Origin of the sequence: Arthrobacter wenxiniae (genome assembly GCF_013376105.1) — a bacterium.
Taxonomy (GTDB): Bacteria; Actinomycetota; Actinomycetes; order Actinomycetales; family Micrococcaceae; genus Specibacter; species Specibacter wenxiniae.
This window is the reverse complement of record NZ_JAAMFM010000045.1, coordinates 1-25,552: the sequence shown is the minus strand read 5'-3', so window position 1 is coordinate 25,552 and position 25,552 is coordinate 1. Positions and strand designations below refer to the sequence as shown.

Here is a 25,552-nt window from a genome sequence, read left to right as displayed (position 1 = left end):
AACCCACAGGCCAATGAATGTCTCCTGCCGGTCCGGCCCAGTGCGGCTGTTATGGAGAATGCCTGCCACATGCGACGCCATGGTGCGGCGGTCCTCAGGTGAGAGTCGCGGTGGTGAAGCCGCCGGGAGCCAGGGCCGCCAGGATTGTGCCGTAGACGGCGCGTGAGTACCACCGAGTTCCGGTCCCGAATCATAACTGGATTGCCGTGCTTTTAATCCAGTACTGTCCGGATGCCTTGGGCATCCGGCAGCTTGGCCAGCTGGGCGCCTACGCGCCACAGTTCGACGAAGGACGCCCCAGGGACACGAGGGCGCGGGCTGGAACACGTCGTGCTTGAAACAAGGTGAAACCTCAAAACAACGCGTGATTTGTTCGATCTTTGGATCGCCTGTTCGACCACTCTCGCCCTTTGAAAACGTCACCGCTGTGGCGTCTAATCCGACGTTTACGACGAGTGGGGGTTACTCCTTGTGGCCTTCCTGAAGGGCGAGAATTTCATCTTGGTAGGCCAGATGCAGATTGGCGATCATCGATGACGTTGTGAGTTTGCCGTGGAGTAGCTCCTCCGCCTTGCGAAGTCGGTAGCGCACGGTATTGGGATGAACGAAAAGGTGTTTGGCGACTTTGGCGACATCTTGGTCGAGCGCGAGGTAACAAACCACTGTGTTTCGTAGCTCGGCCTCAGCATTGAGCTCCCGCGAGAATGCGGATAACTTGTCCTCAGTCATTGGTGATGCACGCAGGGCTAGCAGCCACGTAGCCGGGTCCACTTCATCGAGCCTGACAATGGTCCCATGCACGGGCACTGCGGCCCCCGACGCTCGGGACCGCCGCCGGGCGATTTTTCTGGCGGTCTCTGCTTCCCTGAACGCATCGGGAGCGCTGGCCAAATCGGTAAAAGGTTCAGACAACCCCATGTCCATGGCCTTCCCGGCCATATCCAACCATTCCGGTAGGACACTTGAGTTCGAGACTATGGCGTGCAGGCCGTCTGTGTGGTCGGAGGTTCGTCCGCTCTCGGCCAGGAGCAGTCCGAGCCCTGTGACCATGGCTCTTTCCATCAATTCATTGACCAGTGGAGCGTGCAGGGCGGTACCGCCGATCGTTGAGGCTACGATGGCCCGCAAGGACTCGTAGGGGACCATGCGAAAGACTCGCATCCGCTCCCAATGCCGGTATTCGCGGGCCACGGAAATGCCGTCCTGCAAGGACGTTAGCAACTGGACATTTTCGTGGCGTTCACGCGACGTGGCGACCTGGTTGATACCGTTGATGGCGCCCAGCAGACGCTGGGTGGTGTCCAGGAGAGACTCGCCCAATTCAGAAAGCACCGCGCTGTTGCGCGTGGCGATGGCCACCGTATAGCCGGTGCCGCGCAACACTAATGAGCGGGCCAGGACGTGCCACCGGCCAATGTCCAGCGGCCCCGCACCCTCATGCTGGGCCACCTCATTGAAGATCAGCCGGGTGGGACCTTCCCCGGTGGACTCGACAATGCGGCCGGAATCCTCATAAAGGACCGCCGTCCCCCGGCAGGCCGAGCCAAGCCGTTCAATCAGCGCCTTCACAGGGTTGTCTGCCGAAAGACTGTCCAAGAGTTCGTTACTGATCCACATGGCGCGTTTGATCAGGTAGGAGTCAGGGGAAGACTTCGACTGATTGACAAAATTCTCGACCACGTAAAACGGCACCTGGGCTGCCACTGTGTACAACGGGAACCCTGCGCGCCGGCAGGCGTCAACCAAAGGCGCCGGCACGTGGTCAAAGTAGACACCGATTCCAAAGAACAGCGCGGTAATCCGCGCAGCCTTCAGGTCCGCCACCAGTCTCGAGGCCATGATCGGATCCGGGCCTGCTGAATCGACAAATCTCAGTCCTGTGGTCAGAACAACCCAATCCTGTTCAAACCACCTCCCAGGATCCTGGATTTCAGTTGTGTGCGCGCCTCGTACCGGCAGCAGCCCATCCCCGGCAACCACCGCTGTCAACTTCAACGACGGCTCGTTCACAACATCTGCGAGCGTAAAAGTAGAACTGTCAGGCATCATGATCCTTGAATTTCAATGCCGAACCCAGTGCTCACGGGTATTTACGGCGTTCGTTGTGAAAATTACAAATTCCCCCACAATTGATTTTAGTTCCTCCAGTGACAATAGTGATGCCCATCACCCACAGTTGTTTCTAACCACAAACCAGATCAATCCATCCCAAGGGAACGAGGCCAAAAACATGGCAACTGTCCGTGTAGCAGTCGATGTCGGGGGCACCTTTACCGACGTTTGTATTTTTGACGAAGAATCTCAGCGGATGCGGGTCACCAAGGTCCCATCCACGCCTTCGGACCCCATGGTTGCGGTCATGAACGGTGTCAAAAGGGCCGAGATCAAGCTCTCGGATGTGTCCCTGTTCTCACATGGCACCACCGTGGCCACGAACGCGCTGATTACCCGCAATTTTCCGTTGGCCGCCATGGTGACCACCCGTGGTTTCCGCGACGTCATAGAAATCAGAGACGGAACTAAGGACGATCTCTGGGACGCGTACAACGACGTTTCCGGCCCGTATATCCGACGCAGGGATCGTTTTGAGGTTACCGAGCGAACCGACTTTGCCGGGCACGTGATCACCCCACTGGATGAATCCGATGCCCGCCGGGTTGCGGCCCTCCTTCGCAAGCGCGGCGTCAAGACGATCGCCGTGTGCTTCCTCAACTCCTACGCCAATCCGGAGCACGAACTCCGCATGCGACGGATTTTGGAGGAAGAGATCCCGGATGCCAATGTCACCACTTCCGCCGAAATCCTGCCGGAAATCTTTGAACATGACCGCTTCAACACGGCCGTCTCAAATGCAGTTTTGGCCCCATTGGTGTCCGGCTACGTCAACCGTCTGGCCGACGAGCTCAAAACAGGCGGATACCAGGGGGACCTGCTCCTGCTGCATTCCGGCGGCGGCTCCATGACCCCCCGGATGGTCAAGAGGTACCCTGTCCGCCTGGCGGCCTCCGGCATTGCCGCAGGAGCCATAGCAGCCAAGCATATTGCCCAGCAGTGCGGCTACGAGAACGCCGTCAGCCTCGACATGGGCGGCACCTCGACCGACATCGCCCTCATCTCCGGCGGAGAGCTACGTATCACCAAGGAATGGCAGGTGGAATATGGCCACCCCATCGTGTTCCCCAGCATTGAAGTGCTCACCATTGGTGCCGGTGGCGGCTCACTGGCGCACATCGACATTGCCGGTTCCCTGCGCAATGGTCCGCAGTCCGCTGGCGCCGACCCCGGCCCCGCCTGCTACAACAGCGGCGGCGATCAACCAACCAATACCGATGCGAACATCGCACTGAACCGTTTGGGCAGTTCCCTCGCCGGCGGCGCCAAGACATTGCAGCGCCCACTGGCCCTGGAAGCGATTCGCCAGGAGATCGCCGAGCCGCTGGGCATGGCAGAGGACCAAGCAGCACACGCCGTGTTGCAGGTCGCCAACGCCAATATGGCCGACGCGGTTCGCCTGATTTCCATCCGCCGCGGCTACGACCCCCGAGACTTCGCCCTCATCGCCTTTGGCGGCGCGGGCGCCTTGCACGGCGCGGAGGTGGCCCGAGAGCTCGACATCCCCACCGTCGTCGTGCCACCCAACCCGGGCGTGACCTCAGCCCTGGGCTGCCTGTTGGTAGACATCAGCCACGACCTGTCGGCCATGTACACGGCCCTGGCTGACGTTGCGGATACGGAGGATTTGGAGGCCCGTTTCGTGGAGCTGGAAACCGAGGCCAGCGCCCGGTTGCGTCACGAGGGCGTTGCCGAAGAAGACTCGGTGCTGCAGCGGACCATTTCCATGCGCTACCACGGCCAGTGGCGATCCCTGGCGGTGCCGATCGGCTCGGGCCGCGGATCGCTGCAGGACGCCATCCAGACGTTCCATCAGGAACATGAGCGTGAATTTGCGTTCCGCCAGGACGACCAGCCGGTGGAGATCTATCAACTGGCGCTCTCCGCTGTCGGCAAAACCCCAAAACCGACCTTCCTTCCGGCCCGGAACCCGGTTACGGACCCGGGAGAACCGGCCACTCACCGGCAGGTGTTCTTCGGCGACGACGGCTGGATTGAGACCCCCGTCTATGACCGCGGCAGCCTGCCCGCGGGAGCCACTTTCATGGGTCCGGCCATCATCGACCAACTGGACTCCACCACCGTTGTCCCGCCGCGCACCCGGGCAGTGATTGACGAATGGCTGAATATCCGCATCCACCTGAAGAACATCGGCAACGAAGAGGAGCACTCCAAATGACTGACACACTCGTTTCGTCACCTAGCGGCAAGGATGCGGCCACCCGCTCAACACACCACGGCGCCGGCTCGCTGCACGGCCTTGACCCTGTCACTTTTGAGGTGCTCAAGAACGCGTTTGCCACGAGTGTGGACCTGATGAGCGAACAGATATTGCGCACGTGCTATTCCTTTGTCATCTACTCCAGGGACTTCTCCTCGGCACTCTGCGATGCCCAGGGCAACACGGTCATGCAGGGCAGCGGTGATATTGCCGTCCATGTGGGAACCCTGCATTTTCAATGCAAGGCCGTTCTGGAGGAATTCGGCCAGGACATCCACCCCGATGACGTCTTTGCCATCAACGACCCCTACCGCGGCGGCACGCACTTCAACGACGTCAGTTTCATTCGTCCCGTTTTCTCCGACGGCGAGATCATCGCCTTCGCCCAGAACAAGGGCCACTGGGCGGACATCGGCGGGAACGTGCCCGGTTCCTTCGATGTCAATGCCAAGGAGCACTTCGGGGAGGGCTTGCGCATCACCCCCGTGCGAATCTGGAGCAAGGGCGTCTTCCTACACGATGTGGCGCAGCTGCTGGTCTCCAACACCCGCGCCCCCCAGCAAGCCATGGGTGACCTCCACGCCCAGTCGGAGGCAACCGCCGTCTGTGAGCGCGAGGTTCAGCGCCTCGTACGGAAGTACTCAAAGGCCACGGTGGTGGCTGCCATGCAGGAAACCCAAGACTATGTGGAGCGCATAGTCCGGCGTCGGCTCGAAACCCTGCCGCAAGGCACCTGGGAGACCACCGACTACATAGACTCAGACCCTGGCAAGGAAGAGGGTCTGGTGCCGATCAAGATCAAGCTCACCCTTGACGGCCAGGGAATCCACTACGATCTCAACGGTTCCGCCCCTGCCGTGGCCACGTTTCTCAACTCCGGCTACGGCACCACCTTCTCCGCCATCTACGCCGGAACCAAAACTTTCTTCCCCGACATTCCCCTGAACTCAGGATTCTACGCCGCGGTCAATGCGGACATCGGCCCGGAAGGCACCGTGGTCAACGCCGGCTGGCCCTATGCCGTGACAGGCTTCTGCTCGGGGCCCTACGAAAAGCTCATGAACGGCATCTTTGAACTGTGGAGCCAGATCATGCCCGAACGTGCCATGGCCTGTGCCTTCAATCTGGAGTATCTGCTGGTGGGCGGCCGGGACAAGCGCAGCGAGCCCGCCCCGTATTTCATGTGGTACGACTGGATGGCAGGAGGCTGGGGCGGCCGGGCAAGCAAGGACGGCGCGGGAGCCAGCGCCCCGGTCTTCGGCCCGGGCCTGGCGGTGCAGCCGGTGGAAGGCCAGGAGAGGCTGTCCCCCGTCCTGACAACCGTTCACCAGATCGCGATGGACTCCGGTGGTCCCGGCCGTTTCCGCGGCGGTGTCGGCATTGAAAAGGGCGGGACCCTCACCGACGCCACCAACACTGTCATGAGCTACTGCTGCGACCGTGCACGCTCCATCACCTGGGGCATCGAGGGCGGCCTTCCATCCATCCCCCACGGCGTCTGGCTGAACAAGGGCACCGAGGACGAAAAGTTCCTCGGCTCCAATTTTTCCTCCGTGCCCCTGGAATCCGGAGACTCCTTCACCCGGCCCTCCGCCGGCGGAGGAGGCTTTGGGGACCCACTGGAACGGCACCCGCAGGAAGTACTAGATGATGTCATCGACGGCTACGTTTCAATTGGCCGTGCTGCCTCCGACTATGGTGTGGTCATCACCGAGATCGACGCCGAACTGGACGACTTCCTCCTCGACGAGGCCGCCAGCGACCTCCTGCGCACCGAGATCCGCTCCCAGCGGGCCGGATGGCTCACCGAGGATGCTGCCGACGTCGCGGCACGCTACCGCAGCGGCGAGACGGACATGCTCGACGTGATCCGCCGCCACGGAGTGATCCTGGACTGGGGATCCGGCGAACTATTTCCCAACACCACGGCGCAGTTCCGTACCCTCATGGAACGACGTTCGGCCTCGCACTGGAAGTGATCTGCCGCTTCCCGCAGATCGGAAGCAACCCCGTATTTCCAGTATCCGGCACCAGCCACAACTAGCCAGCTTGGCACAGGCGGCCCTGCCCCTGTGCCAAGCCCCGTTTTCAGGAGCATTCCATGTCAACAACCAAGGCAGCTAACACGACCGATATCAACGATGAGACCCAAATGGGGCGCGGCTCGCTCACCATGGCCTGGTACGGCCTGGTCAGCGCCATGTTCTTCGTGTACATTGGCGCCGCCCTCGCCGTGGCCTATGGCACAGCAAACGCAATCATAGGGCTCATCTTGACGATCATCACCTTTGGCGCCATCAACCGCGTGCTGTCCAGCTACGCCCTCCGGCACCAGCTCACCGTCGCCCAATTCTCCCGCAGCCTCTTAGGTCGCAGCGGCTCCATTCTGGCCACACTCATTTTCGCCGCCACGGCCATCTACTACGCCGTCTTCGAAGGCTCCATCGTGGCATTCGCCTTCCAGGCGCAGTTCGGCGGCCCGATTGCCTTGTGGTGTGCCGTGGTGGTGCTCTATTCGACACCGCTTGTAGCCGGCGGGGTGCGCAATTTCCTGGACAAAATCAACGGCTGGCTCCTGCCTCTGTATTGGGGTGGACTGATCATCGCCGTCGCCTGGGCAGGCACGGCACACGGTTTCACACCCAACTGGCTCACCCACGCAGTGCCGTCCCTGGGCTTCGCCGCCGGCGGCCCCGGCTGGCTGGCCACGTTCGCCGCCTACATGGGCGTCTGGATCCTCATGATGTACACCATGGATTTCGCCGCGCTCGGGAAGCAAAAAGATGAGAGGTTCCACAAAAAAGTCACGTTCGGCTGGTTGTTCTACACACTGGCGTTCGGCGTCAACGCCCTGATAGGTATATTCCTCACTTTTACCCTGCCCGGCGTAGAGGCAACCGAAACCGGAGTGGCCGGCGGCCTGGTAAAGCTGATGGGCATCTTCGGTCTGGTGGTGGTGTTTGCCTCACAGACACGGATCAACACGGCCAACTACGCCATGGGCATCTCCAACCTGCGTGAAGCAGGCGAACGGATCCTGCACATCAAACTTCCTGCCCTGTTGTGGACGGTGCTTGGAGCAGCCATCATTTTCGCACTCATGCTGCTGCCTGTTGTTCACTATCTGCTGTTGGCACTTGCCTGGCAGGGCGTCTTAGTCACCGGTTGGGTGTCCATCGCCCTGACGCAGATTGCCTTGGACCACCGCGAAGGCCAGGCTGCCGAGCCCGGTTGGATCCCAGATCACTCCTTCCGCGCGGTCAACGTTCCTGGGGTGACTGCCTGGCTGGTTTCCGCGGCCGCGGGCCTGGTCATCCTTCAGTCGCACGTGGCCTGGGGTGCGAGCCTGGGTGCCGTCATCACCGCCGTGATTAGCTCCCTGCTCTATGCGCTCCTGCGCCGGGCAACAGGCACCCGCACCGCACTGCGGATCACCTGAGGATGATGGTGTGAACACTCGATTAACAGCATTCTGCACCGCAGAAGGTCAAAACATCCAATAAAAGGCCCTCGGGCGCTGCTAGTTTCGGCTGCAGATACGACTAACTCCGATTGTGAAGGATCACATGCCAGAGAAACCCATGCCCACAGCAACGGGTCCCCTCGCCGGGCTCATCGTCGCCGACTTCTCGCGGGTACTGGCCGGCCCGCTGGCCACCATGTCGCTGGCCGACCTGGGCGCCCGGGTGATCAAGGTCGAACGCCCGGGCGCCGGGGACGACACACGGAGCTGGGGCCCGCCCTACTCCCCCACCGGTGCCACTTACTACGAGAGCGTCAACCGTAACAAGGAATCCGTGTGCCTTGACCTCACCAGCCCCTCCGACCTGTAGCTCCCCAGGGAACTAGCCCCAATGCCGTGAAGTTAAGGGTTCGTTGCTGGCGTCAACCCAGGGGCGTCGGGCAGTGAAAACCCTGAGCTGTTTGGTGGTGAGGGGTCTGCCGGGCTTGGTCGTCTTAAGATGTGAGACGGCCCTTTTAAAGAGACGGAACCCCTGTTAAACATGTGAATGTTCAAGCCCACATGTTGCACAGGAGTTCCTGCATGCCATCGTCTCATTCCCACACCAGTCATGACCAATCCACGACGGATAGTGACGCTGTCACAGCACATTTCCCGCTGGTTTCAGGGAAAGTGTGGGGGCCGGCGCATCTGGGCGAGTTGAGCGTGCACCTGCCGGCTGAGTTGGTCGATGCGGCCCTTGAAGCAACCAAAACGCGTGAACGCCGCATCCGGGCCCTGCCGTCACGGGTGATCGTTTATTTCGTGGTGGCACTGGCCTTGTTCCCCGAACTGGGGTACAAATCTGTGTTCGCCAAACTCTGCCTCGGTGCCGGGGTGTTGGGCACTGTGAGCGCCAGCGCTTTGGCCCAGGCACGCCGGCGGATCGGGGTCGGGCCGCTGCGGTGGATCTTCGAAATACTGCGTGGAGGCGCCCCGACCGTCTCCGGTGCCGGGGACTGGTTCGGTGCCTTGCTGATCTGCGCGATCGACGGCACGATCTTGTCCCTGCCCGACACCGCGCCGATCCTTGCCAGGTACACCAAGCAAGCTGGCTACCACGGCGGCACCGGCTACCCCCAAGCCCGGGTGGTGGCCTTGATCGCCTGCGGCACCCGCAGCATCATTGATGCCGTGTTCGGGCCCACCAGCATCGGGGAAACAACCCAGACCCCGGCCCTGCTGCCAAGCATGGGACCGGGAATGATCATCCTGGCCGATAGGAACTTCGCCGCCGCGGCCCTGCTGCACCGGATCAGCGAGACCGGGGCGCACTACCTGGTGCGGGTGAAGAACGCCCGCCACCTCCCCATCCACCAATCACTGAAAGACGGGTCGTACCTCTCGGTGCTGGCCGGCCGGAAAGTCAGGGTCATCACTGCAGCCATCACCTTGCACACCTCCGACGGGGACCGCACCGAGACGTACCGGCTGATCACCACGCTGAGCGACCCGGCCCAGGGCACCGCCGGGGAGCTAATGGGCTTGTATCACGAGCGTTGGGAAATCGAGACGACCTTCCGTGAGATCAAATCCACCATGGGTGGCGGCAGGGTGCTGCGTTCACGCACCGTAGCCCTGGTTGAGCAGGAAATCTATGCCCTGTTGATCGCCGAGCAACTGCTGCGCTGCGCCATGACTGAAGCCACCAACGCCATCCCCGGACTGGACCCGGACCGGGCCAGTTGCACCATCGCCCTGACCCTGGCCAGAGACATGATCGTCCTCGGACCGGCAACCAGCACCCGCCCCGGACCCGGCTGGCAGGCGCTGGCGGGACGGATCGGAGACCACCTCCTGGCCAACCTGCTGCCCCCACGCAGGCTGCGTACCGGCCCACGGACCGTCAAACGAGCCATCTCGAAATACCAAGCCCGCGCCACCAAACCCCACGGACCAACCCAACCAGCCCGGCTCACCATAGAAATCATCAACACCACGGTCGGGTTGACAGAATCAACCCGACCTTAACTTCACGGCATTGGAACTAGCCCTGCGTGCAGACGTCCTCGTGGAGAACTTCAAGCCCGGCGGCATGGCGGGGCTTGGCCTGGGATATGAGGAACTGTCAGCCGCCAACCGGCGCTCATCTACGCCTCCATCACCGGCTTTGGCAGTGGCGGCGGGGCCGGGCTCATGGGGTACGACTTCATCGTCCAGGCCCTGGGCGGCCTGATGAGCATCACGGGCGAGCACGACGGCGGTCCGGTCAAGGCCGGCGTGGCCCTGGTGGACGTCCTGACCGCCAAGGACGCGACCGTCGGCATTCTGGCAGCCCTCGCGGCCCGCACCTCAACTGGGCGGGGCGCCCATCTGGAGCTGAACCTGCTCTCCAGCCTGCAGGGCGCCCTGGCCAACCAGGGCCAGGCCTTTCTGGGTGCCGGGAAGGTTCCGACCAGGATGGGCAACGATCATCCCTCGATCGTGCCCTATCAGCTCCTTGAGTGCTCGGACGCGCCCCTGGCCGTGGCGTGCGGCAACGACGGACAATTCACCAAGCTGACCCGGGTCCTGGGGATTCCCGACATTGCGGTGGATCCGCGCTTTGCCACGAACAATGCCCGTGTGGCACACCGCGACGAGCTGGTGCCGATCCTGGAGGCGGCCCTGTCCACAGGCACCGCAGTCCACTGGCAGGACACGCTGACGGACGCCGGCGTCCCGGCAGGACATGTCGCAGGAATCGATGAAGGCCTCGAGTACGCCCAATCCCTGGGGCTGGAACCCACCATCGAGGTCCACGACGCCGCTGGCGTTCCCGTGGGCCGGCAGATCCGCAACCCCATCACCTGGACGCCTCCCATCCCTGTCCGTACGGAAGCCCCTCCGCAACTGGGCGAACACGACGCCGCAGTTCTGTCGTGGCTCGGAGATCGCCTTTCTGCGGCCAGCAGTAGCGCCGCGTCCGGCGGCTGACCCGTCCCGGCAGGCTGGTTCTGCGCTATTCCGCGCGCAGTGCCAGCCACAAGTTGGCGGCCACACCCGGATCGTCGGGATCGGCTCGAAGCAACCTTGTGGCAATGCCCATGCGGTGCCGCAGGGAATTGCGGTGCACGGTGCACCCCCAGTGCCCGGGCCGCGCCTTCCCACTGTCCTCTGTGCAGCAAGTAAGCCCGCACCGTGGCCACGAGGTCCGCATGCGCTTAACCCCTTAGCGCGGCCCCCCAATCCTGGACTCGCGGATCCAGCGCCCCTGGCATTACCTCAAGAATCTGGCCAATCACTAACTTGTCCACGCGCGCTCTACATGGCCAACCCCAATGAACGGCTTACAACATCGCAAGGCCCACTGCGGATGTTTCTTCACGTGTCTTCGGTACACCGGTCATTTTCCGTTCCCCAAAGACATTCCATGCTCATTCCCGACTACAGGGCTTCGAGGATGCTGACGTAGTTGGCGATTCCGACGCCGCCCATGTTTTGCACTGCGGCACGTCGCGGGCCGCGCAGCTGCATGTCGCCGGCCGTGCCGGTAAGTTGCATTGCGGCGATGACGTGTTGGGAGACGCCGGTGGCGCCGACGGGGTGTCCCTTGGCCTTGAGTCCGCCGGAGACATTGATGGGAAGTTTCCCATCCTTGTAGACCCAGCCTTCCTCGATGGCGCGGTGGCCCTGGCCTGGTTCGGTTAGGGCCATCGCCTCGTACGTGAGCAGTTCGGCGATGGTGAAACAGTCGTGGACTTCGGCGAAGTCCAGGTCACCAAGTCCGAGACCGGCCATGGCGAAGGCGCGCTCAAATGACGCACGGACACCCACAAAGGCTGTCGGGTCGCGGCGTTCCGTGGGGAGGAAGTCATTCGCGTGGCCGAACCCGGCCAACCGCACTGGTGTGGTGGACCCGCCAGTGCGGTGGGTGGAGAGTATGACGGCGGCGGCACCGTCGGAGATGGGGGAGCAGTCGGTACGACGCAGCGGATCGGCGACCATCGGGTTCTTCTCCGAGACGTTGCGGCAGAAGTCCTCGCCGAGGTCCTTCCGGAGTTGGGCGTAGGGGTTGTCGACTCCATTGCGGTGGTTCTTGGCCGCTATGGAGCCCAGAACATCTCCCACGCTTCCGTAGCGTTTTTCGTAGTGCTTGGCGACTTCGGCGAAGAGTCCGGTAAAGCCGGTAGTGGAGGGCTTGCCTGCCATGTCGTAGTCCGCGCCCAGCAGGGCTGCCCCGACGACATCAGCACCGGCCTGGGTCATCTTCTCTGCACCAATTACGAGCACCGTCTTCGCGGTGCCGGCGAGCAGTGCCTTGGCGCCTTGCTGCATGGCGGCGGAGCCCGACGCGCAGGCGTTCTCCACACGGGTTGCCGGGACATTGGCCAGTTGCTCGGATACCTGCAGAGCCAGTGAGGAGGGAAAGGCGAGGGGCATCATACCGGCGTTAAACTGGCCCAGGTAGATTTCATCAACCTGCCCAGGTTCAATTCCGGCGTTGGTGATGGCTTCGGTGGAGACCTGGATGATGAGAGATTCCAGGGTCTCCTCGGACAGCTTGCCAAAGCGGCTGTGGCCCCATCCTGTGAGCAGGATGTCTTTGCCAAATTGTTCGCGCAGGCTCATGCGGGTACTCCTTCAGATGTAAGCTCGAAACTGCTGGTGCTGATGTCGAGGTGGACGGTGAATGAAGTCTCCGTAGAGGCTTGGATATCTTCCACGGTGGCTTTACCGGTATTGTCCGGTCCTATGCTGGTGGTTGCGATGTAGAAGGCTGCCAGGTTGGTGATGATGCGGTTTACCGCGGAGGTGGAACGCACGGCAGCAAAACGAAGTCGACGGCGGCCCCGGACGACATGCAGCATTCCCAGGACGCGGCCGCCCGCGTTCATAAATGCAGCGACCGCAGCTGGAGCTCGCAATTATGTACGGTCTTCCTCATGTGGCCCGACACCATATTCATAGTCAACTTCTTGCCAGCGACCGTTCCGGTACTTTCGCAACCACGGGAATCATGGAGGTGTCAGCCAGGCTCCGCCCCTTGGTTTCCGGCGCCCAAAGGAGGCAAACAACGAAGCCAGCCAAGGTCAGAAGCGCGCCGACCAGCATGGTTGTTCCAGTGCCCAGCACAGAGAGACTGATGGGCAGCAGGTAAACACCCGTCGCGGCACCGATCCGGCTGATGCCGACGGCCGCCCCAACGGCTGTCGCGCGAATCTCCGTGGGAAAAAGCTCGTTGGGATAGATCCACTCCGTGATGTTTGGGCCGCCAGAAATAAAGGCATAGAAGCAGAACGCCAAGAGCACGAACCAGAGCGGTCCCCCGGGGAACAGCCACAGGGCCACCAGCGGCACAGCCATCAGGGCGAATGGAATGACCGTCATGGCCCGGCGCCCACGGGTTTCCACCATCTTGATCGCAGGGAGGCAACCAACGGCAAAGAGAACTGTGATTACCAACTCGCCAATGAGACTCATGGGGCCCTCGACCATACCAAACCCGGCCAGGATCAACGGGCTGAAGGTCAGGAGGGCATATTGGGGCGTGATCTGGGCCAGGTAAAGGGTGCCACACATGATGGTCCGCTTGAGATAGCCACCGGACACGATGGCCTTGAAGGCAGCAAGACCGGTGACTGCAGTGGGTGACTTTACCTCGTCGGGCAGACTGACCACCTTGCCGTACACCTTGGTCAGGATCGCCTCCGCTTCCGCAGTGCGGCCCTTCATAGCAAGCCAGCGAGGTGATTCCGGAATGCCGCGGCGCATCAGCACCACCAGGATACCAAGGACTGCGCTACTGAAGAGCAAGTACCGCCAAGACTCGTAACCGCCGGTCAACGCCACCACCGCAGTGCCGATCATGTAGGCGAAGGACGCACCAACCGACCACGACAGCGCCGAAACGCCGATCATGAAACCACGTCTCTTGGTCGGCGTAAATTCGGTGAGTAGCGAAGTGGCGATGGGATAATCGGCGCCGATGGCCAAGCCGAGAATAAAGCGCAAGACAATCAGTTGCCAAGCGTCGGTGACAAACGCCGAGAGCGCACAGGCGGCCACGAGAACTGTCAGGTCGACGGCGTACATTTTCTCGCGGCCAATCCTGTCCGTGAGGTTGCCGAAGATCGTGGAACCGAACAAAATGCCGACCAGCGATGCGGCCCCAATCAGGCCGGCCGCCACACTACCAATATGCAGGTCCGTCCTGATCCCTACCAGTGCTATGCCGATGATGCTCAGTACGTATCCGTCAAGGAACGGGCCGCCGCAACAGGCAATCAGCAGCTTGCGATGAAATTTTGACGACGGTGCATCGTCAATAACAGCCATAGAATCCACGTTTATCTCCTTTGGGGATGGGACACCCCTGTTGGCGTGAAACAAGTCACAGCAGCATGTCCAAAAACGACAGTATGTGAACACCGCCACCGCCACCACTGTTCGACAGTATGAATTCATGTCGATTTTCATACAACTGTATGATCTTTGACATGACTGAGAGTGCAACAATCCAAAGCCTGCTGGCCATCGAGGCGCTCGGCCTGACCGTTGCCGCGGGCAGCAAAGGCCTGGACGGCCCGGTGCTGTGGGCCCACAGCTGCGAGTTGTCTGATCCCTGGATGTGGCTGGGCCCCAATGAACTACTTATGACGGTGGGCTTGGGCATCCCCAAGCGCGCGGCCGAACAGGTCAGCTTCCTCCAATGCCTGGCCAGGGCCGGGCTTGCCGGGTTGGCAATCGGCGAGGACCTTCTGAGTCCGCCCATCTCGCAAAAAATGCTCGAAGCAGCAGATGCGCTGGACTTCCCCATCCTCATGATTCCTCATCGCATCCCCTTTGTAGCCGTCTCGCGCACTGTGGCCGCCGCCAACTCATCCACCCAGACCCAGCAGATCCTTACCCTGAACCGCCTCTACCGCATCCTTGTGGAACAATCTGACGACGCTTCCACCTTCTTGTCGCGGCTTGAAGGCGTGTTCAACGTCTGCATGGCCGTCATCGACGCCGACACCGGCGCTCCCATCTTGCACGGCAGCCTTGACATTGAGAATCACGACGGCGGTGACGGCGTCAGAACATGGTCGGTCCCCTCCACGCACCCCGCGGTGCTGCACATCAGTGAAGGCAGCGCGTTCATGCTGGACGCCTTCACCGCGCTCCACCTGCGCCATGCCATTGCCGTCGCTGTTGACCGCGTCATAGTTGCCCGACTGGGACGCATCAACCGCGGGACACAGATCATGGCGTCAGTGCTGATGGGGCAGCCGATCCGGATGGTGGACAACACCACCGCCGTCGAACTGGGGATGGAGCCGTCCGACTGGCTGGCGCTTGCGATGCCCACGTGCGACGACGACGACCTGCAGTTGGTACTGGCCCAGGCCGGCATAGCCCAACTGTCGGCACTTTCCGACGGCAACATGCTGGCTGTTGTCAACGCCGATGATGTCAAGGCAGCCTGCGGTCTCCTTCTTGGAAGTGCCCAACGGATCGGCGTTTCGGCCCCCTTCCGGGACCTGCACGGCATCGCGGCCGCCTGCAAGTCCGCACAGTGGGCCCTTGGCTCAATTCGGGAAGGTCAGCGGGGCATCGCCTACCACGCCGACGTTGAACTCTCGCTTCTCCCGCGGTCGGCCGCGGAGGCCCGCAACATAGTCACGAGGGTCCTCGGCTCGATTCACACGGAAAATGACGACGACTCAGTCCTGCTGGCCACGCTCCGCTGCTACCTTGAAAATGACAGGAACTGGAGCACGACCTCGGACGCCCTGGGCATCCACAGGCAGACCCTCGGGTACCGCCTCAAGCGCATCGAGACAGAAACCGGAAGAAGCCTCAAGAGTACGCGGGACTTGTCCGAGCTGTGGATCGCCTGTTCAGCCACCGCGTACCTATAAGCGCCTCAAGTAAAAGCGTCAATCCCGCTGACGACACTCTTCGCCAGTCTAATGAGCAGGCCTGTTTTCTTTGGACAGCTCGTATAAACACTGGTCAAACCATCCAATGAATCTACAGCGGGCCGCTGCTAGCCTCGGCTCATGAGTAAATGACTCCGACGTGAAGGATGGATCCCCATGACACAGTCAACCACGCCCGCCGCCGAAGGCCCCCTTGCGGGGCTGGTCGTTGCCGATTTCTCGCGGGTCCTGGCCGGACCGCTGGCAACCATGGCCCTTGCGGACATGGGTGCCCGGGTGATCAAAGTTGAACGCCCGGGCGCCGGGGACGACACACGGAGCTGGGGCCCGCCCTACTCCCCCACCGGTGCCACGTATTACGAGAGTGTCAATCGGAACAAGGAATCGGTGTGCCTTGACCTGGCGGACCCCGCGGACCTGGCCACAGCCAGGGAACTGGCACTGCGTGCCGATGTCTTGGTGGAAAACTTCAAACCCGGGGGCATGGCCAATCTCGGCCTCGGATACGAGGCACTCTCGGCAGCCAACCCCGCCCTGATTTATGCCTCGATCACCGGCTTTGGCAGCGCCGGCGGAGCCAAGCTGATGGGTTACGACTTCATTGTCCAGGCACTGGGGGGACTCATGAGCATCACGGGAGAGAGTGGGGGTGGCCCGGTCAAGGCCGGCGTAGCGCTGGTCGATGTTTTGACCGCTAAGGATGCCACCATCGGCATCCTGGCCGCACTGGCCGCCCGTGGGGGTTCCGGGCGGGGCTCGCACCTTGAACTCAACCTTCTCTCCAGCCTGCAGGGCGCACTGGCCAATCAGGGCCAAGCCTATCTGGGCGCCGGAAAGGTGCCGGGACGGATGGGAAACGACCACCCCTCAATCGTCCCCTACCAGCTGCTGGACTGCGCCGACGCGCCACTGGCCGTGGCCTGCGGCAACGATGGCCAGTTCAGCAAGCTCGTCCGGGTGCTTGGCCTTCACGCACTCGCCGCAGATGCCCGCTTTGCGACAAACAACTCGCGAGTGGAGCACCGTAGCGAGCTGATCCCCATCCTTGAAGCAGCACTGTCGGCCGGTTCGGCCCTCGATTGGCAGGAAAGACTAACCGACGTCGGCGTTCCGGCGGGCCATGTCTCGGGCATCGACGAGGGCATAGCGTACGCCGAGTCGCTGGGGCTGGAGCCCACCATCGAGGTGTACAACGCCGCAGGCGAGCCCGTGGGCCGGCAGATCCGCAACCCCATCACCTGGACGCCTCCCATCCCAGTGCGCACGGACGCTCCTCCCCAACTCGGCGAGCACGACGCCGTGGTGCGCTCGTGGCTCGCTAACAACTTCAGCAAAGCTGCAGCGAGCACCAACTGATCCCCGCCAAGACGCAGCGGCTGCCCCGGTCTACTCCGACCGCAGGGCCAACCATAGGTTGGCAGCTACGTCCGGATCGTCGGGGTCGGCATGAAGTAACGCCGTGGCAATGCCCATCCGATGCCGCAGGGAATTGCGGTGTACCCCCAACTGCCGGGCGGCGCCTTCCCACTGCCCTCGGTGCTGTAAGTACGCACGCACCGTGGACACAAGGTCGGCGCGGGTATAGCCACGAAGCGCAGACACCCATTCCTGGACCCTAGGATCCAGCTGACCGGCGGCCACTTCAACGATCTGGTGCGGTTCCAGTCTCCGGGCGAGGGCGGTTAGTTCGCCGATCTCCTCGCGCACGCGCCCCAGGGACATGGGGCGGCTGAGCACAGCAGCAACGTCCGTCGCTGGGGAACAGCGTTCGGTAGGATGTCTGTGCCCCTGTTTCCCGGACGTATAGGACTCCGACCGCCCGCCTTGCGCGCCTGCCCCGGAACCTTCCGTGCCCCAGCGGTTAAACGACGGAGGCGTTTCAGCAGGGTCGGTGGTGCCGCCATCGTGCTCGGCATCCAGCAGCCAGCACGCCAAGTTGCCTTCGACATGCAGGAGTCGACTGTCCTGCACGGCCGCGCCGGCGACTGTCCAGCCGGTCTCCCTGGACAATCTGCCTTCGAGTGCCCTGGCGTCGGCCGTTGGGTCATCCGATCCTCGGACCACCAGCACCCGCACGGGACCCGGAGGTACAGTGAAGCCCAGATCGGCGGCCTGGGCACGGCCGGCCTCCACATACCCGGCCAGGAAAAGTTTGGTCACCGCAGATCCAAGTGCAGCGGCCATCTCGTCCTTCTCCTGGGCCTGGGCGGCCTTGAGGGAGAGCAGCACACAAACCGTCAAGATGACTTGCCGGTCCGCGCGGGTGAGCTTGCGCCCGGCTCCGATCGCGAGGAATCCGGCTGCCCGCCGACCCACCAAAACGGGATACTCAACCACGTCCGTGCCGTGGATTTGGAAGGTGGAGGCGGAGTGCGTCGCCGCCATGTCCAACCGGGATGCCTCAACCCATAACTGCCCCAGGATGGCGCGGTTGGATTCTGGCCAAAAGGTCGCAGCGGCATTGTCCGCGGGCAGGTAGGCCGCCCAACCGCCCAGCGCCTGCGCCAGCGCCTTGATCACCGAGGCCAGCGCGTCCGGCTGCGCGGCAGCCTGGGCAAGGGCGGTTTGGGTGCCGAGGCTGGCCGTAAGGTCTGCTTGGCCTTCCTTGCCCACAAGATCCCAGTAGGCACGGGAGACGGCCATGAATGGGGTACCGGTGGGAATGATCAGGAGTTCCAGCCCGGCAGCCTGGCAGGCTTCAGCCAATCCGTGCGGGACCTCGTCCACCCCCGCGCCAAGTCCCAGGCCCAATGCGCCAACGCCACGGGCCACCAGGCGCTGGACATAGGCCTCCATCTTCAGTGCCGGCCCCGCCACAGGGATGCCCGTGGTGAGCAGCAGTTCGCCGCCCTCCAAATACGGCGTGGGATCCTCAAGCTCGGAGATGTGAACCCCGGAGATCTTCCGACGGGCCACCGTGGCCCCCGAAACCGGACGCAGGTCGTTACCGAGCTGATTGTGCAATTGAGCCAGGCTGATCACATTGATGTCCCTTCGGATTGTGATTCCCATCATATGGGCAGTTTGAACAAGAAAACCAAAAAATTGGATGGAACATCCAATGCGAGTGCGCTGGCCAGGCAATAGCTTTATCCCATGACATTGATCCAGAACACACTCCCCCAAACTCGCCACCTCGCCACCACCATCCCGGGTCCCGCCTCCACCGCGCTGCACCGGGAACGTGAAGCGCACGTCACCAGCGGATTCGGCGTCACCCTGCCGGTCTTCATCAACCGTGCCGAGGGAGGCATCCTGGAGGATGTTGACGGTAACCGCATCATCGACCTGGCCGCCGGCATTGCGGTGACCAGTGTTGGCGCCACCAACACCCACGTGCAGGCACAAGTGGCCCTGCAGATGTCCAAGTTCACGCACACCTGCTTCATGGTGACCGAATACGACTCCTTTACCAAGGTGGCGGCCTGGCTCAACACCCACACCCCGGGAGACTTCGACAAGCGCACCGCGCTCTTCTCCACCGGAGCGGAGGCGGTGGAAAACGCCGTCAAGATCGCCCGCGTCGCCACAGGCCGGGAGCGGGTGCTGGTGTTCGACGACGCATACCACGGCCGTTCCCTCCTCACCATGGCCATGACGGCCAAGGTCAACCCGTACAAGAAAGACTTCGGCCCGTTCCCGCCAGAAGTGTTCCGCGCCCCGACCGCCACCCGGCTGTGGGCACACCGCGACGGCGAAACCACCACCGCCACCGCGCTGGCCGGGGTTGAAAGGCTCCTGGTGGAAAATGGCCCCGAAACGTTCGCTGCCATGGTGATCGAGCCCATCCAGGGCGAGGGGGGCTTCCTCATGCCGGCACCGGGCTTTCTGGCGGGCCTGCGCGAATTGGCCACCAAGTACGGCATCGTGTTCGTTGTCGATGAAATCCAGGCAGGCCTGGGCCGAACCGGCAAGCTGTTCGCCAGCGAGTACGAAGGCATCGCCGGGGACATCACCCTGACAGCCAAGGCGCTGGCCGGAGGGCTGCCCCTGAGTGCAGTCACAGGCCGCACCGAGATCATGAACGCCGTACACAAGGGCGGCCTGGGCGGCACTTACGCCGGCAACCCGGTGGCCTGCGCCGCCGCCTTGGGCGTTTTCGAAGCGTTCGAGGACGGCACACTGCTGGAGAACGCGCGGGCCATCGAGGCCACGGTCCGGGAAACGCTGGAGCCACTGGTGGATGGCACGTCCGTCATTGCCGAATTCCGCGGCCGCGGCGCCATGCTGGCCCTCGAATTCACCGACAAGCTCACCTTGGAAACACGCGCTGACCTGGCCGCCGAGGTTGCCGCCAAATGCCACAGCCAGGGCGTCCTCGTACTGGTCTGCGGCACCTACGGCAACGTCATCCGCCTGCTGCCCCCTTTGGTCATTGGCCAGGAACTTCTCCGGGACGGCCTGGCCGTACTGCGCGACGCCATTATTGCCGTCGACGCTGCACAGAAGGACCCTGCACAGAAGACGGAACTGAAGCTGCCAGCAGGCAACCACAGCGGCGCAACTTCCCTGACCGCCGTCTAAACCCTTCCCTTCCGGACCCGCCAACCTTTGGAGTACACCATGACTGAAATATCTGACCTGCTGGACATCGACTCCCTTTTAACCGCCGAGGAACTCGCATTGCGGGACAAGGTGCGTTCCTTCGTTGATACCAGCATCCGGCCCAACATTGCCCACTGGTTTGAAAAGGCCATTTTCCCGCAGGAAATTGTCAAGGAGATGGCAGGACTTGGCCTGTTGGGCATGCACCTGCAGGGGTACGGCTGCCCCGGCCGCTCCGCCGTCGAATACGGCATCGCCGCCCTGGAACTGGAGGCCGGCGATTCAGGCCTGCGCACCTTTGTCAGCGTCCAAGGTTCCCTGGCCATGAGCGCCATCCACAAACACGGCTCCGAGGAACAAAAAAACGAATGGCTCCCCCGCATGGCCACCGGCGAGGTGATCGGCTGCTTCGGCCTGACCGAACCCACCGCGGGGTCCGACCCGGGCAGCATGAAGACCTTCGCCCGCCGCGACGGCGACGACTGGGTCATCAACGGCTCCAAACGCTGGATTGGCATGGCCTCGATCGCCCAGATCGCCATCATCTGGGCACAGACCTCCGACGGCGTCCGCGGCTTCATCGTGCCCACCAACACCCCGGGGTTCAAGGCCACACCCATCGAAGCCAAGCTCTCCATGCGCGCATCCATCCAATGCGACATCGAACTGACCGACGTGCGGCTGCCCGCCACAGCGATCCTGCCCAACGCCAAGGGCCTGCGCGGCCCCTTTGAATGCCTCAACGAAGCCCGCTACGGCATCATCTGGGGAGCCATGGGCGCCGCCCGGGACAGCTACGAAACCGTGGTCAGCTACTCGCAGGAACGCCTGCAGTTCGACAAGCCCCTGGCCGGCTACCAGCTCACCCAGGAAAAGCTTGTCAACATGGCGCTGGAAATCAATAAGGGCATGCTGCTCGCCCTGCAGATCGGCCGCCTCAAGGAAACCGGGAAGCTCCAACCGCACCACATCTCCGCCGGCAAGCTCAACAACTGCCGCGAAGCCATCAAGATTTGCCGCGACGCCCGGGCCATGCTCGGCGGCAACGGCATCACACTGGACTACTCCCCATTGCGCCACGCCAACAACCTCGAATCCGTGCGGACCTATGAAGGCACGGACGAGGTCCACACACTGATCCTCGGCAACCACATCACCGGCATCCCCGCCTTCCGCTAAGGAGCACTCCATGACAATAATTCCAACAGCAGAGTCCCCAGCAGTTGAACTTCAGCACTTGATCGCCGGTCAGTGGTTTCAGGGAAACGGCAGCGCGTTCACCTCGAGCAACCCTGCCCGCCCGGGCGAAGCAGTGGCGCACGGGCTCCAAGCCGGCCCGGCCGACGTCGAGAACGCCATGGCCAGCGCCGTTGCCGCCAAACACGGCTGGGCCCGCACCCCCGCCCACGAACGCGGTGCCGTGCTGCTGCGCACCGCCGCCATTCTGGAGGACAACGCCCCCGCGTGGGGGCGGGAGCTGGCCCGTGAAGAGGGCAAGACCCTGGCCGAGGGCCAGGGCGAGGTGCTCCGCGCCGCGCAGATCTTCCGCTATTACGGCAATGACGGCGACCGCGAGGCTGGCAGTATTTATTCCTCCCCACGCCGCGGCGAGAAAATCCTGGTCACCCGCAAGCCGCTGGGGGTGGTGGGCGTGGTGACTCCATTCAACTTCCCCATCGCCATCCCCGCCTGGAAGATCGCCCCCGCACTGGCCTACGGCAACGCCGTCGTGTGGAAGCCTGCCAGCACCGTTCCGCTGCTGGCCATGCGCCTGGCCCAGGCCCTGGAGACCGCCGGGCTGCCGGCAGGGGTGCTGGGCCTGCTGATCGGCCCGGGAGCCGTGGGCACCGCCCTCGTCGAACACCCCGCCCTGGACGGGCTCTCCTTCACCGGATCCACCGGGGTAGGCCGAAGCCTTGCCGCCGCGGCGGCAAGCCGGGGCGTGCCCATCCAGGCCGAGATGGGCGGCAAGAACGCCGCCATCGTCCTGGCCGACGCCGATCTGGCACTGGCTGCCGAACAAGTCATGCTCGGAGCGTTCCGTTCCTCGGGCCAAAAGTGCACGGCCACCTCAAGGCTGATCGTGGCCGACGCCGTGGCCGATGAATTCCTGGACGAACTCCGGATCAGGGCCGAGGCCCTGGTGGTGGGCGACCCCACCGACCATGCCACCCAGATGGGCCCGGTCATCAACGACGGGGCAAGGTCCGCCATCCAACGCGGCATTGATAGGGCATTGGCACAGGGTGCGTCCCTGCTCGCGGGCGGGCTGCCCCACGTTGACGAGGAGCCCAACGGCGGCTACTTCGTGGCCCCGACCATCCTGGAACTTACGGCGGCTTCACGGGCGCAGGTGTGGCGTGAGGAACTCTTCGGCCCCGTGCTCAGCGTTCGGCGCGCCGGCTCCGTCCAGGCCGCCTTTGATCTGGCCAATGACAGCGAGTTCGGGCTATCCGCGGCACTGTTTACCCAGGACGTGACACTGGCGCTGGAGGGCATGGACGAGCTCGATGTGGGAATCCTGCACATCAACTCCGAGTCCGCTGGCGCAGACCCGCACGTCCCCTTCGGCGGGGCCAAGAAGAGCGGCTACGGGCCCAAGGAACAGGGACAGAGCGCAAAGGAGTTCTACACCCACACCACCACCGTGTACCTGCGCGGCGGCAAGGGCGCGGCGGCCTAAGACGTTGTGAAAGACTATGTTGTCGGGCTTATTCCCGGCGACGGGATCGGGCCCGAGCTCATCGATGCCGCCGTCGCCGTCCTCAACGCCGCGGCTGCGGGCCGTTATACGCTGGATTTCCGGTGGGAGGACGGCGGTGCCGGAACCTATCGGCGCACCGGGCGCAACCTCAGCGCGGAGGCCCTGACACGTATCCAGTCCGTATATCACGCCACGCTCAAGGGCCCGGCGGGGCTGCCGGAGGTCCGCAGTCCGGGCGGCACGGAGGCCGGCGTGCTGGGCGGGGTCCTGCGCCGGGGACTGGACGCCTATGCCAACATCCGCCCGGTCCGCCACCCCGGGGTGGACATCGACTATGTTCTGGTGCGGGAGAACACCGAGGGCCTCTACGCCTCCCGCGACGCCGGAGTCGGGAACGATTGGGCGCACACGGACCAGCTGCTGGTCACCCGCCAGGGCACAGAGCGGATAGTCCGCAAGGCCTTTGAGCAGGCCCGAGCCCGTGGCGGGGCCCCGGCCGACGGCGTTCGCCGCGTCACGTGCGTTGACAAAAGCAACGTGCTGCGCAGCTATGCCCTCTTCCGCCGGATCTTCACCGAGATCGCCTCCGAGTATCCCGATATTGAGGCCGACTACCTGTATGCGGACGCGGCCGCGTACCAGCTCATCGCGTGCCCTGCCCGCTTTGACGTGCTGGTCACGGAGAACTTCATTGGCGACATTCTTTCCGACGTCGGCGCTGCCACCGTGGGCGGGTTGGGCCTATGCCCGGCCGCCAACATCGGAGACGCCGCCGCGTATTTCGAACCCGCCCACGGCAGCGCTCCGGCCCTCGCCGGCACGGATTCCGCCAATCCCACAGCCCAGATCCTGGCCGCCGCGATGCTCCTCGAGTTTCTTGGCGAGCACGCCGGCGCGCAGGCCATCCGCACAGCCGTTGACACCGTCGTCCTTTCCACCAGCCCGGAGACTGGAAGCGCCCTCTCCCCCACGGGCAGCCTTCGCCAGATCACCGCACAGCTTTGCGAGCACATCTCAGACCACTACACCCCCACGGCGCTACATTAGCCGTATCTCGCCCCGACCGAAGGAACCACCATGGCAGCACGCCCCACCATCACCACCATCCTTGTCGTCGGCGCCGGCGCCATGGGCTCACAAATTGCCATGACGGCGGCCCTGGCCGGATATGCCACTACCGTCCACGATGTTTCCCGCACCCAGCTCGACGACGCCGCCGCGGCACTGCGCACACGCACCGACAAGATGGTCCAGTCCGGGAAACTTGCGGCCGGCGACGCAGAGGCTGCCCATGCCAGGCTGCTTTTCAGCACAGACCTTGGGACAGCGGCGCCGTCCGCCGACTTCGTGATTGAGGCCGCCACGGAACGGCTGGACATCAAGAGGCACATCTTTGCCACCCTCGGGCATCTGACGCCCCGTCACGCCATTCTGGCCACCAATTCCTCCACCCTGGGCTCGTCCAAGGTCGCCGAGGCCAGCGGGAGGCCCGCCCAGGTGTGCAACATGCACTTCTTCAACCCCGCCCTGGTCATGGAATGCGTCGAAGTGGTGCGCCATCCGGACACCTCCCAAGACACGGTCGACGTCACCATGGCATTGGCCCGCCGCATGGGCAAGTCACCGGTTTTGATCAACCGGGAGATCCCGGGCTTCGTCGCCAACCGGCTCATGGGCGCAGTGCAAAAGGAGGCGCTGGCACTCCTGACCGGCGGGGTGGCCACCAAAGAAGACATCGATGCCACCGCCAAAAAAGCCCTTCGCCACCCCATGGGACCCTTCGAGCTCATGGACCTCGTGGGACTGGACGTCATCGACGACATCGCCCGCGCCACCCATGCCGAAACCGGCGATCCGGCCGATGCCCCCAACGAATTGATTTCTGCACTCGTCAAAGACGGGAGACTGGGCCGCAAGACCGGCACCGGATGGTACACCTACGCGTAACAGGACAACCGCGGGGCGTTTGGCTGGCGGTCCAATCGTTTCCCCGGCCAACACTGGCGGCCTCCCGGTTTCGAGGCCCCGTCAGCACCTGACCTGGTTTCAGCTGAAACTGGTAATCAGGGGCGGTAACCTGCACCGCGCGAAGGGGACCACGGATGAACCCGCCTTCGAATCTACTGGCGGCCGAATACGCGATGACGACGATGGTCGCCAAGAGGCACCCATCTTTTACTCATCTATTTCAACCGAAAACTACGGCAACTACTGACATGTCGTCGGCACCCATAACAGCGAAAGTTCCCGAGAATACACGATTTTTGACCGTCAACGGAGGCTGTTGGCATAAGAGTCCTGAGATTCTCTTGGCCGTCGGTTCGAGTCCGACCCGGGGCACCAAAGTGGCCCTGACCTGCAGTTATACCTCGCAGGACAGAGGAATTTGGGGCCAACTCCCCTTTTACTCCCCCAATTCGGAAAAATGATCTTCCGCTTTCGCTCGCCCTTTTCCGCAGGACGAACTCCCCCATTTCCCGTACGCGGGGGTATTGGGTGTGAATTTCCGCGGATTTAATCCTACATGACCTTGAGGGTTCGCGAGGATAAATATTGGGCCTCCGATCACCGAGATCGTGGCTTCTTCGTTCTATTGCTTCCAATGTACTCCGAGCTAGAGT

At 63.0% G+C, this 25,552-nt stretch carries 17 protein-coding genes and 2 pseudogenes; 13 read left to right on the top strand and 6 right to left on the bottom strand.

The genetic code is table 11. From position 1 onward, the window contains the following. Positions 1-462 precede the first annotated feature (462 nt). On the bottom strand, positions 463-2,046 hold the full coding sequence (locus G6034_RS18785; RefSeq protein ID WP_176636628.1) for a PucR family transcriptional regulator: 1,584 nt from the start codon (positions 2,044-2,046) through the stop codon (positions 463-465). A 184-nt stretch (positions 2,047-2,230) separates the two neighbouring features. On the opposite strand from G6034_RS18785, the gene G6034_RS18780 reads away from it, so the two are divergent. The 6 genes and pseudogenes from G6034_RS18780 to G6034_RS18755 all read left to right on the top strand — a co-directional run. Then, positions 2,231-4,291, top strand: a complete 2,061-nt coding sequence (locus G6034_RS18780; RefSeq protein WP_176636627.1) for a hydantoinase/oxoprolinase family protein — start codon at positions 2,231-2,233, stop codon at positions 4,289-4,291. Next, the gene (locus G6034_RS18775; RefSeq protein ID WP_176636622.1) at positions 4,288-6,312 is read left to right on the top strand and encodes a hydantoinase B/oxoprolinase family protein; all 2,025 of its coding nucleotides are present in this window, start codon (positions 4,288-4,290) and stop codon (positions 6,310-6,312) included. The genes G6034_RS18780 and G6034_RS18775 overlap by 4 nt, the downstream gene beginning before the upstream one ends. A 122-nt stretch (positions 6,313-6,434) precedes the next feature. Beyond that, positions 6,435-7,772: a purine-cytosine permease family protein gene (locus tag G6034_RS18770; protein ID WP_246296334.1), complete on the top strand. Its 1,338-nt coding sequence runs from the start codon at positions 6,435-6,437 to the stop codon at positions 7,770-7,772. A 127-nt stretch (positions 7,773-7,899) separates the two neighbouring features. Further along, positions 7,900-8,160 (top strand): annotated as a pseudogene (locus G6034_RS18765) (CoA transferase); the annotation flags it as partial. Positions 8,161-8,357: 197 nt separating this feature from the next. Further along, positions 8,358-9,806, top strand: a complete 1,449-nt coding sequence (locus G6034_RS18760) for an IS4 family transposase (RefSeq protein WP_343038159.1) — start codon at positions 8,358-8,360, stop codon at positions 9,804-9,806. 7 nt (positions 9,807-9,813) lie between these two features. Continuing rightward, positions 9,814-10,751: pseudogene (locus G6034_RS18755) on the top strand (CaiB/BaiF CoA transferase family protein); the annotation flags it as partial. 25 nt (positions 10,752-10,776) lie between these two features. On the opposite strand, the gene G6034_RS20530 reads toward G6034_RS18755, so the two are convergent. The 4 genes from G6034_RS20530 to G6034_RS18735 form a co-directional block, all read right to left on the bottom strand. Next, positions 10,777-10,974 (bottom strand): helix-turn-helix domain-containing protein, encoded by a 198-nt coding sequence (locus G6034_RS20530; RefSeq protein WP_425485547.1) that lies wholly within the window; start codon positions 10,972-10,974, stop codon positions 10,777-10,779. A 227-nt stretch (positions 10,975-11,201) separates the two neighbouring features. Next, positions 11,202-12,386, bottom strand: a complete 1,185-nt coding sequence (locus tag G6034_RS18745; protein ID WP_176636621.1) for an acetyl-CoA acetyltransferase — start codon at positions 12,384-12,386, stop codon at positions 11,202-11,204. Next, entirely contained in the window at positions 12,383-12,652 is a 270-nt protein-coding gene (locus G6034_RS18740; protein ID WP_176636620.1) for a hypothetical protein, read from the bottom strand. Before G6034_RS18740 ends, G6034_RS18745 begins: the two co-directional genes overlap by 4 nt. A 73-nt stretch (positions 12,653-12,725) precedes the next feature. Continuing rightward, on the bottom strand, positions 12,726-14,093 hold the full coding sequence (locus G6034_RS18735; RefSeq protein WP_176636624.1) for an MFS transporter: 1,368 nt from the start codon (positions 14,091-14,093) through the stop codon (positions 12,726-12,728). Positions 14,094-14,254: 161 nt separating this feature from the next. Between G6034_RS18735 and G6034_RS18730 the strand changes: the two genes are divergently transcribed. Together G6034_RS18730 and G6034_RS18725 are read left to right on the top strand one after the other, a co-directional pair. Further along, entirely contained in the window at positions 14,255-15,661 is a 1,407-nt protein-coding gene (locus G6034_RS18730; protein WP_176636619.1) for a PucR family transcriptional regulator, read from the top strand. A 177-nt stretch (positions 15,662-15,838) separates the two neighbouring features. Then, a complete protein-coding gene (locus G6034_RS18725; protein WP_176636618.1) occupies positions 15,839-17,038 on the top strand; it encodes a CaiB/BaiF CoA transferase family protein in 1,200 nt (399 codons plus the stop codon). A 30-nt stretch (positions 17,039-17,068) separates the two neighbouring features. Here G6034_RS18725 and G6034_RS18720 read toward each other — a convergent pair whose 3' ends face one another. Then, entirely contained in the window at positions 17,069-18,817 is a 1,749-nt protein-coding gene (locus G6034_RS18720) for a PucR family transcriptional regulator (protein WP_343038158.1), read from the bottom strand. Between G6034_RS18720 and G6034_RS18715 the strand changes: the two genes are divergently transcribed. The 5 genes from G6034_RS18715 to G6034_RS18695 are packed head-to-tail and all read left to right on the top strand — an operon-like array spanning position 18,779 to position 24,878. After that, a complete protein-coding gene (locus G6034_RS18715) occupies positions 18,779-20,206 on the top strand; it encodes an aminotransferase class III-fold pyridoxal phosphate-dependent enzyme (RefSeq protein WP_176636617.1) in 1,428 nt (475 codons plus the stop codon). The two genes, G6034_RS18720 and G6034_RS18715, sit on opposite strands and share 39 nt — an antisense overlap. Positions 20,207-20,245: 39 nt before the next feature. Next, a complete protein-coding gene (locus G6034_RS18710; protein WP_176636616.1) occupies positions 20,246-21,406 on the top strand; it encodes an acyl-CoA dehydrogenase family protein in 1,161 nt (386 codons plus the stop codon). A 10-nt stretch (positions 21,407-21,416) separates the two neighbouring features. Beyond that, positions 21,417-22,910, top strand: a complete 1,494-nt coding sequence (locus G6034_RS18705; protein WP_176636615.1) for an aldehyde dehydrogenase family protein — start codon at positions 21,417-21,419, stop codon at positions 22,908-22,910. A 6-nt stretch (positions 22,911-22,916) separates the two neighbouring features. Further along, positions 22,917-23,978, top strand: coding sequence for an isocitrate/isopropylmalate family dehydrogenase (locus tag G6034_RS18700; protein ID WP_176636614.1), 1,062 nt, complete (start codon positions 22,917-22,919; stop codon positions 23,976-23,978). Between the two features lie 30 nt (positions 23,979-24,008). Continuing rightward, positions 24,009-24,878: a 3-hydroxyacyl-CoA dehydrogenase family protein gene (locus G6034_RS18695; RefSeq protein WP_176636613.1), complete on the top strand. Its 870-nt coding sequence runs from the start codon at positions 24,009-24,011 to the stop codon at positions 24,876-24,878. The last annotated feature ends 674 nt before the right edge of the window (positions 24,879-25,552 follow it).

What these genes read in the sequence shown, in the direction of transcription:
- G6034_RS18785 (WP_176636628.1), bottom strand. Translation starts at nt 2,046, where the DNA reads ATGCCTGACAGTTCTACTTTTACGCTCGCAGATGTTGTGAACGAGCCG.
- G6034_RS18780 (WP_176636627.1), top strand. Translation starts at nt 2,231, where the DNA reads ATGGCAACTGTCCGTGTAGCAGTCGATGTCGGGGGCACCTTTACCGAC.
- G6034_RS18775 (WP_176636622.1), top strand. Translation starts at nt 4,288, where the DNA reads ATGACTGACACACTCGTTTCGTCACCTAGCGGCAAGGATGCGGCCACC.
- G6034_RS18770 (WP_246296334.1), top strand. Translation starts at nt 6,435, where the DNA reads ATGTCAACAACCAAGGCAGCTAACACGACCGATATCAACGATGAGACC.
- G6034_RS18760 (WP_343038159.1), top strand. Translation starts at nt 8,358, where the DNA reads ATGTTGCACAGGAGTTCCTGCATGCCATCGTCTCATTCCCACACCAGT.
- G6034_RS20530 (WP_425485547.1), bottom strand. Translation starts at nt 10,974, where the DNA reads ATGCGGACCTCGTGGCCACGGTGCGGGCTTACTTGCTGCACAGAGGAC.
- G6034_RS18745 (WP_176636621.1), bottom strand. Translation starts at nt 12,386, where the DNA reads ATGAGCCTGCGCGAACAATTTGGCAAAGACATCCTGCTCACAGGATGG.
- G6034_RS18740 (WP_176636620.1), bottom strand. Translation starts at nt 12,652, where the DNA reads ATGAACGCGGGCGGCCGCGTCCTGGGAATGCTGCATGTCGTCCGGGGC.
- G6034_RS18735 (WP_176636624.1), bottom strand. Translation starts at nt 14,093, where the DNA reads ATGGCTGTTATTGACGATGCACCGTCGTCAAAATTTCATCGCAAGCTG.
- G6034_RS18730 (WP_176636619.1), top strand. Translation starts at nt 14,255, where the DNA reads ATGACTGAGAGTGCAACAATCCAAAGCCTGCTGGCCATCGAGGCGCTC.
- G6034_RS18725 (WP_176636618.1), top strand. Translation starts at nt 15,839, where the DNA reads ATGACACAGTCAACCACGCCCGCCGCCGAAGGCCCCCTTGCGGGGCTG.
- G6034_RS18715 (WP_176636617.1), top strand. Translation starts at nt 18,779, where the DNA reads ATGACATTGATCCAGAACACACTCCCCCAAACTCGCCACCTCGCCACC.
- G6034_RS18710 (WP_176636616.1), top strand. Translation starts at nt 20,246, where the DNA reads ATGACTGAAATATCTGACCTGCTGGACATCGACTCCCTTTTAACCGCC.
- G6034_RS18705 (WP_176636615.1), top strand. Translation starts at nt 21,417, where the DNA reads ATGACAATAATTCCAACAGCAGAGTCCCCAGCAGTTGAACTTCAGCAC.
- G6034_RS18695 (WP_176636613.1), top strand. Translation starts at nt 24,009, where the DNA reads ATGGCAGCACGCCCCACCATCACCACCATCCTTGTCGTCGGCGCCGGC.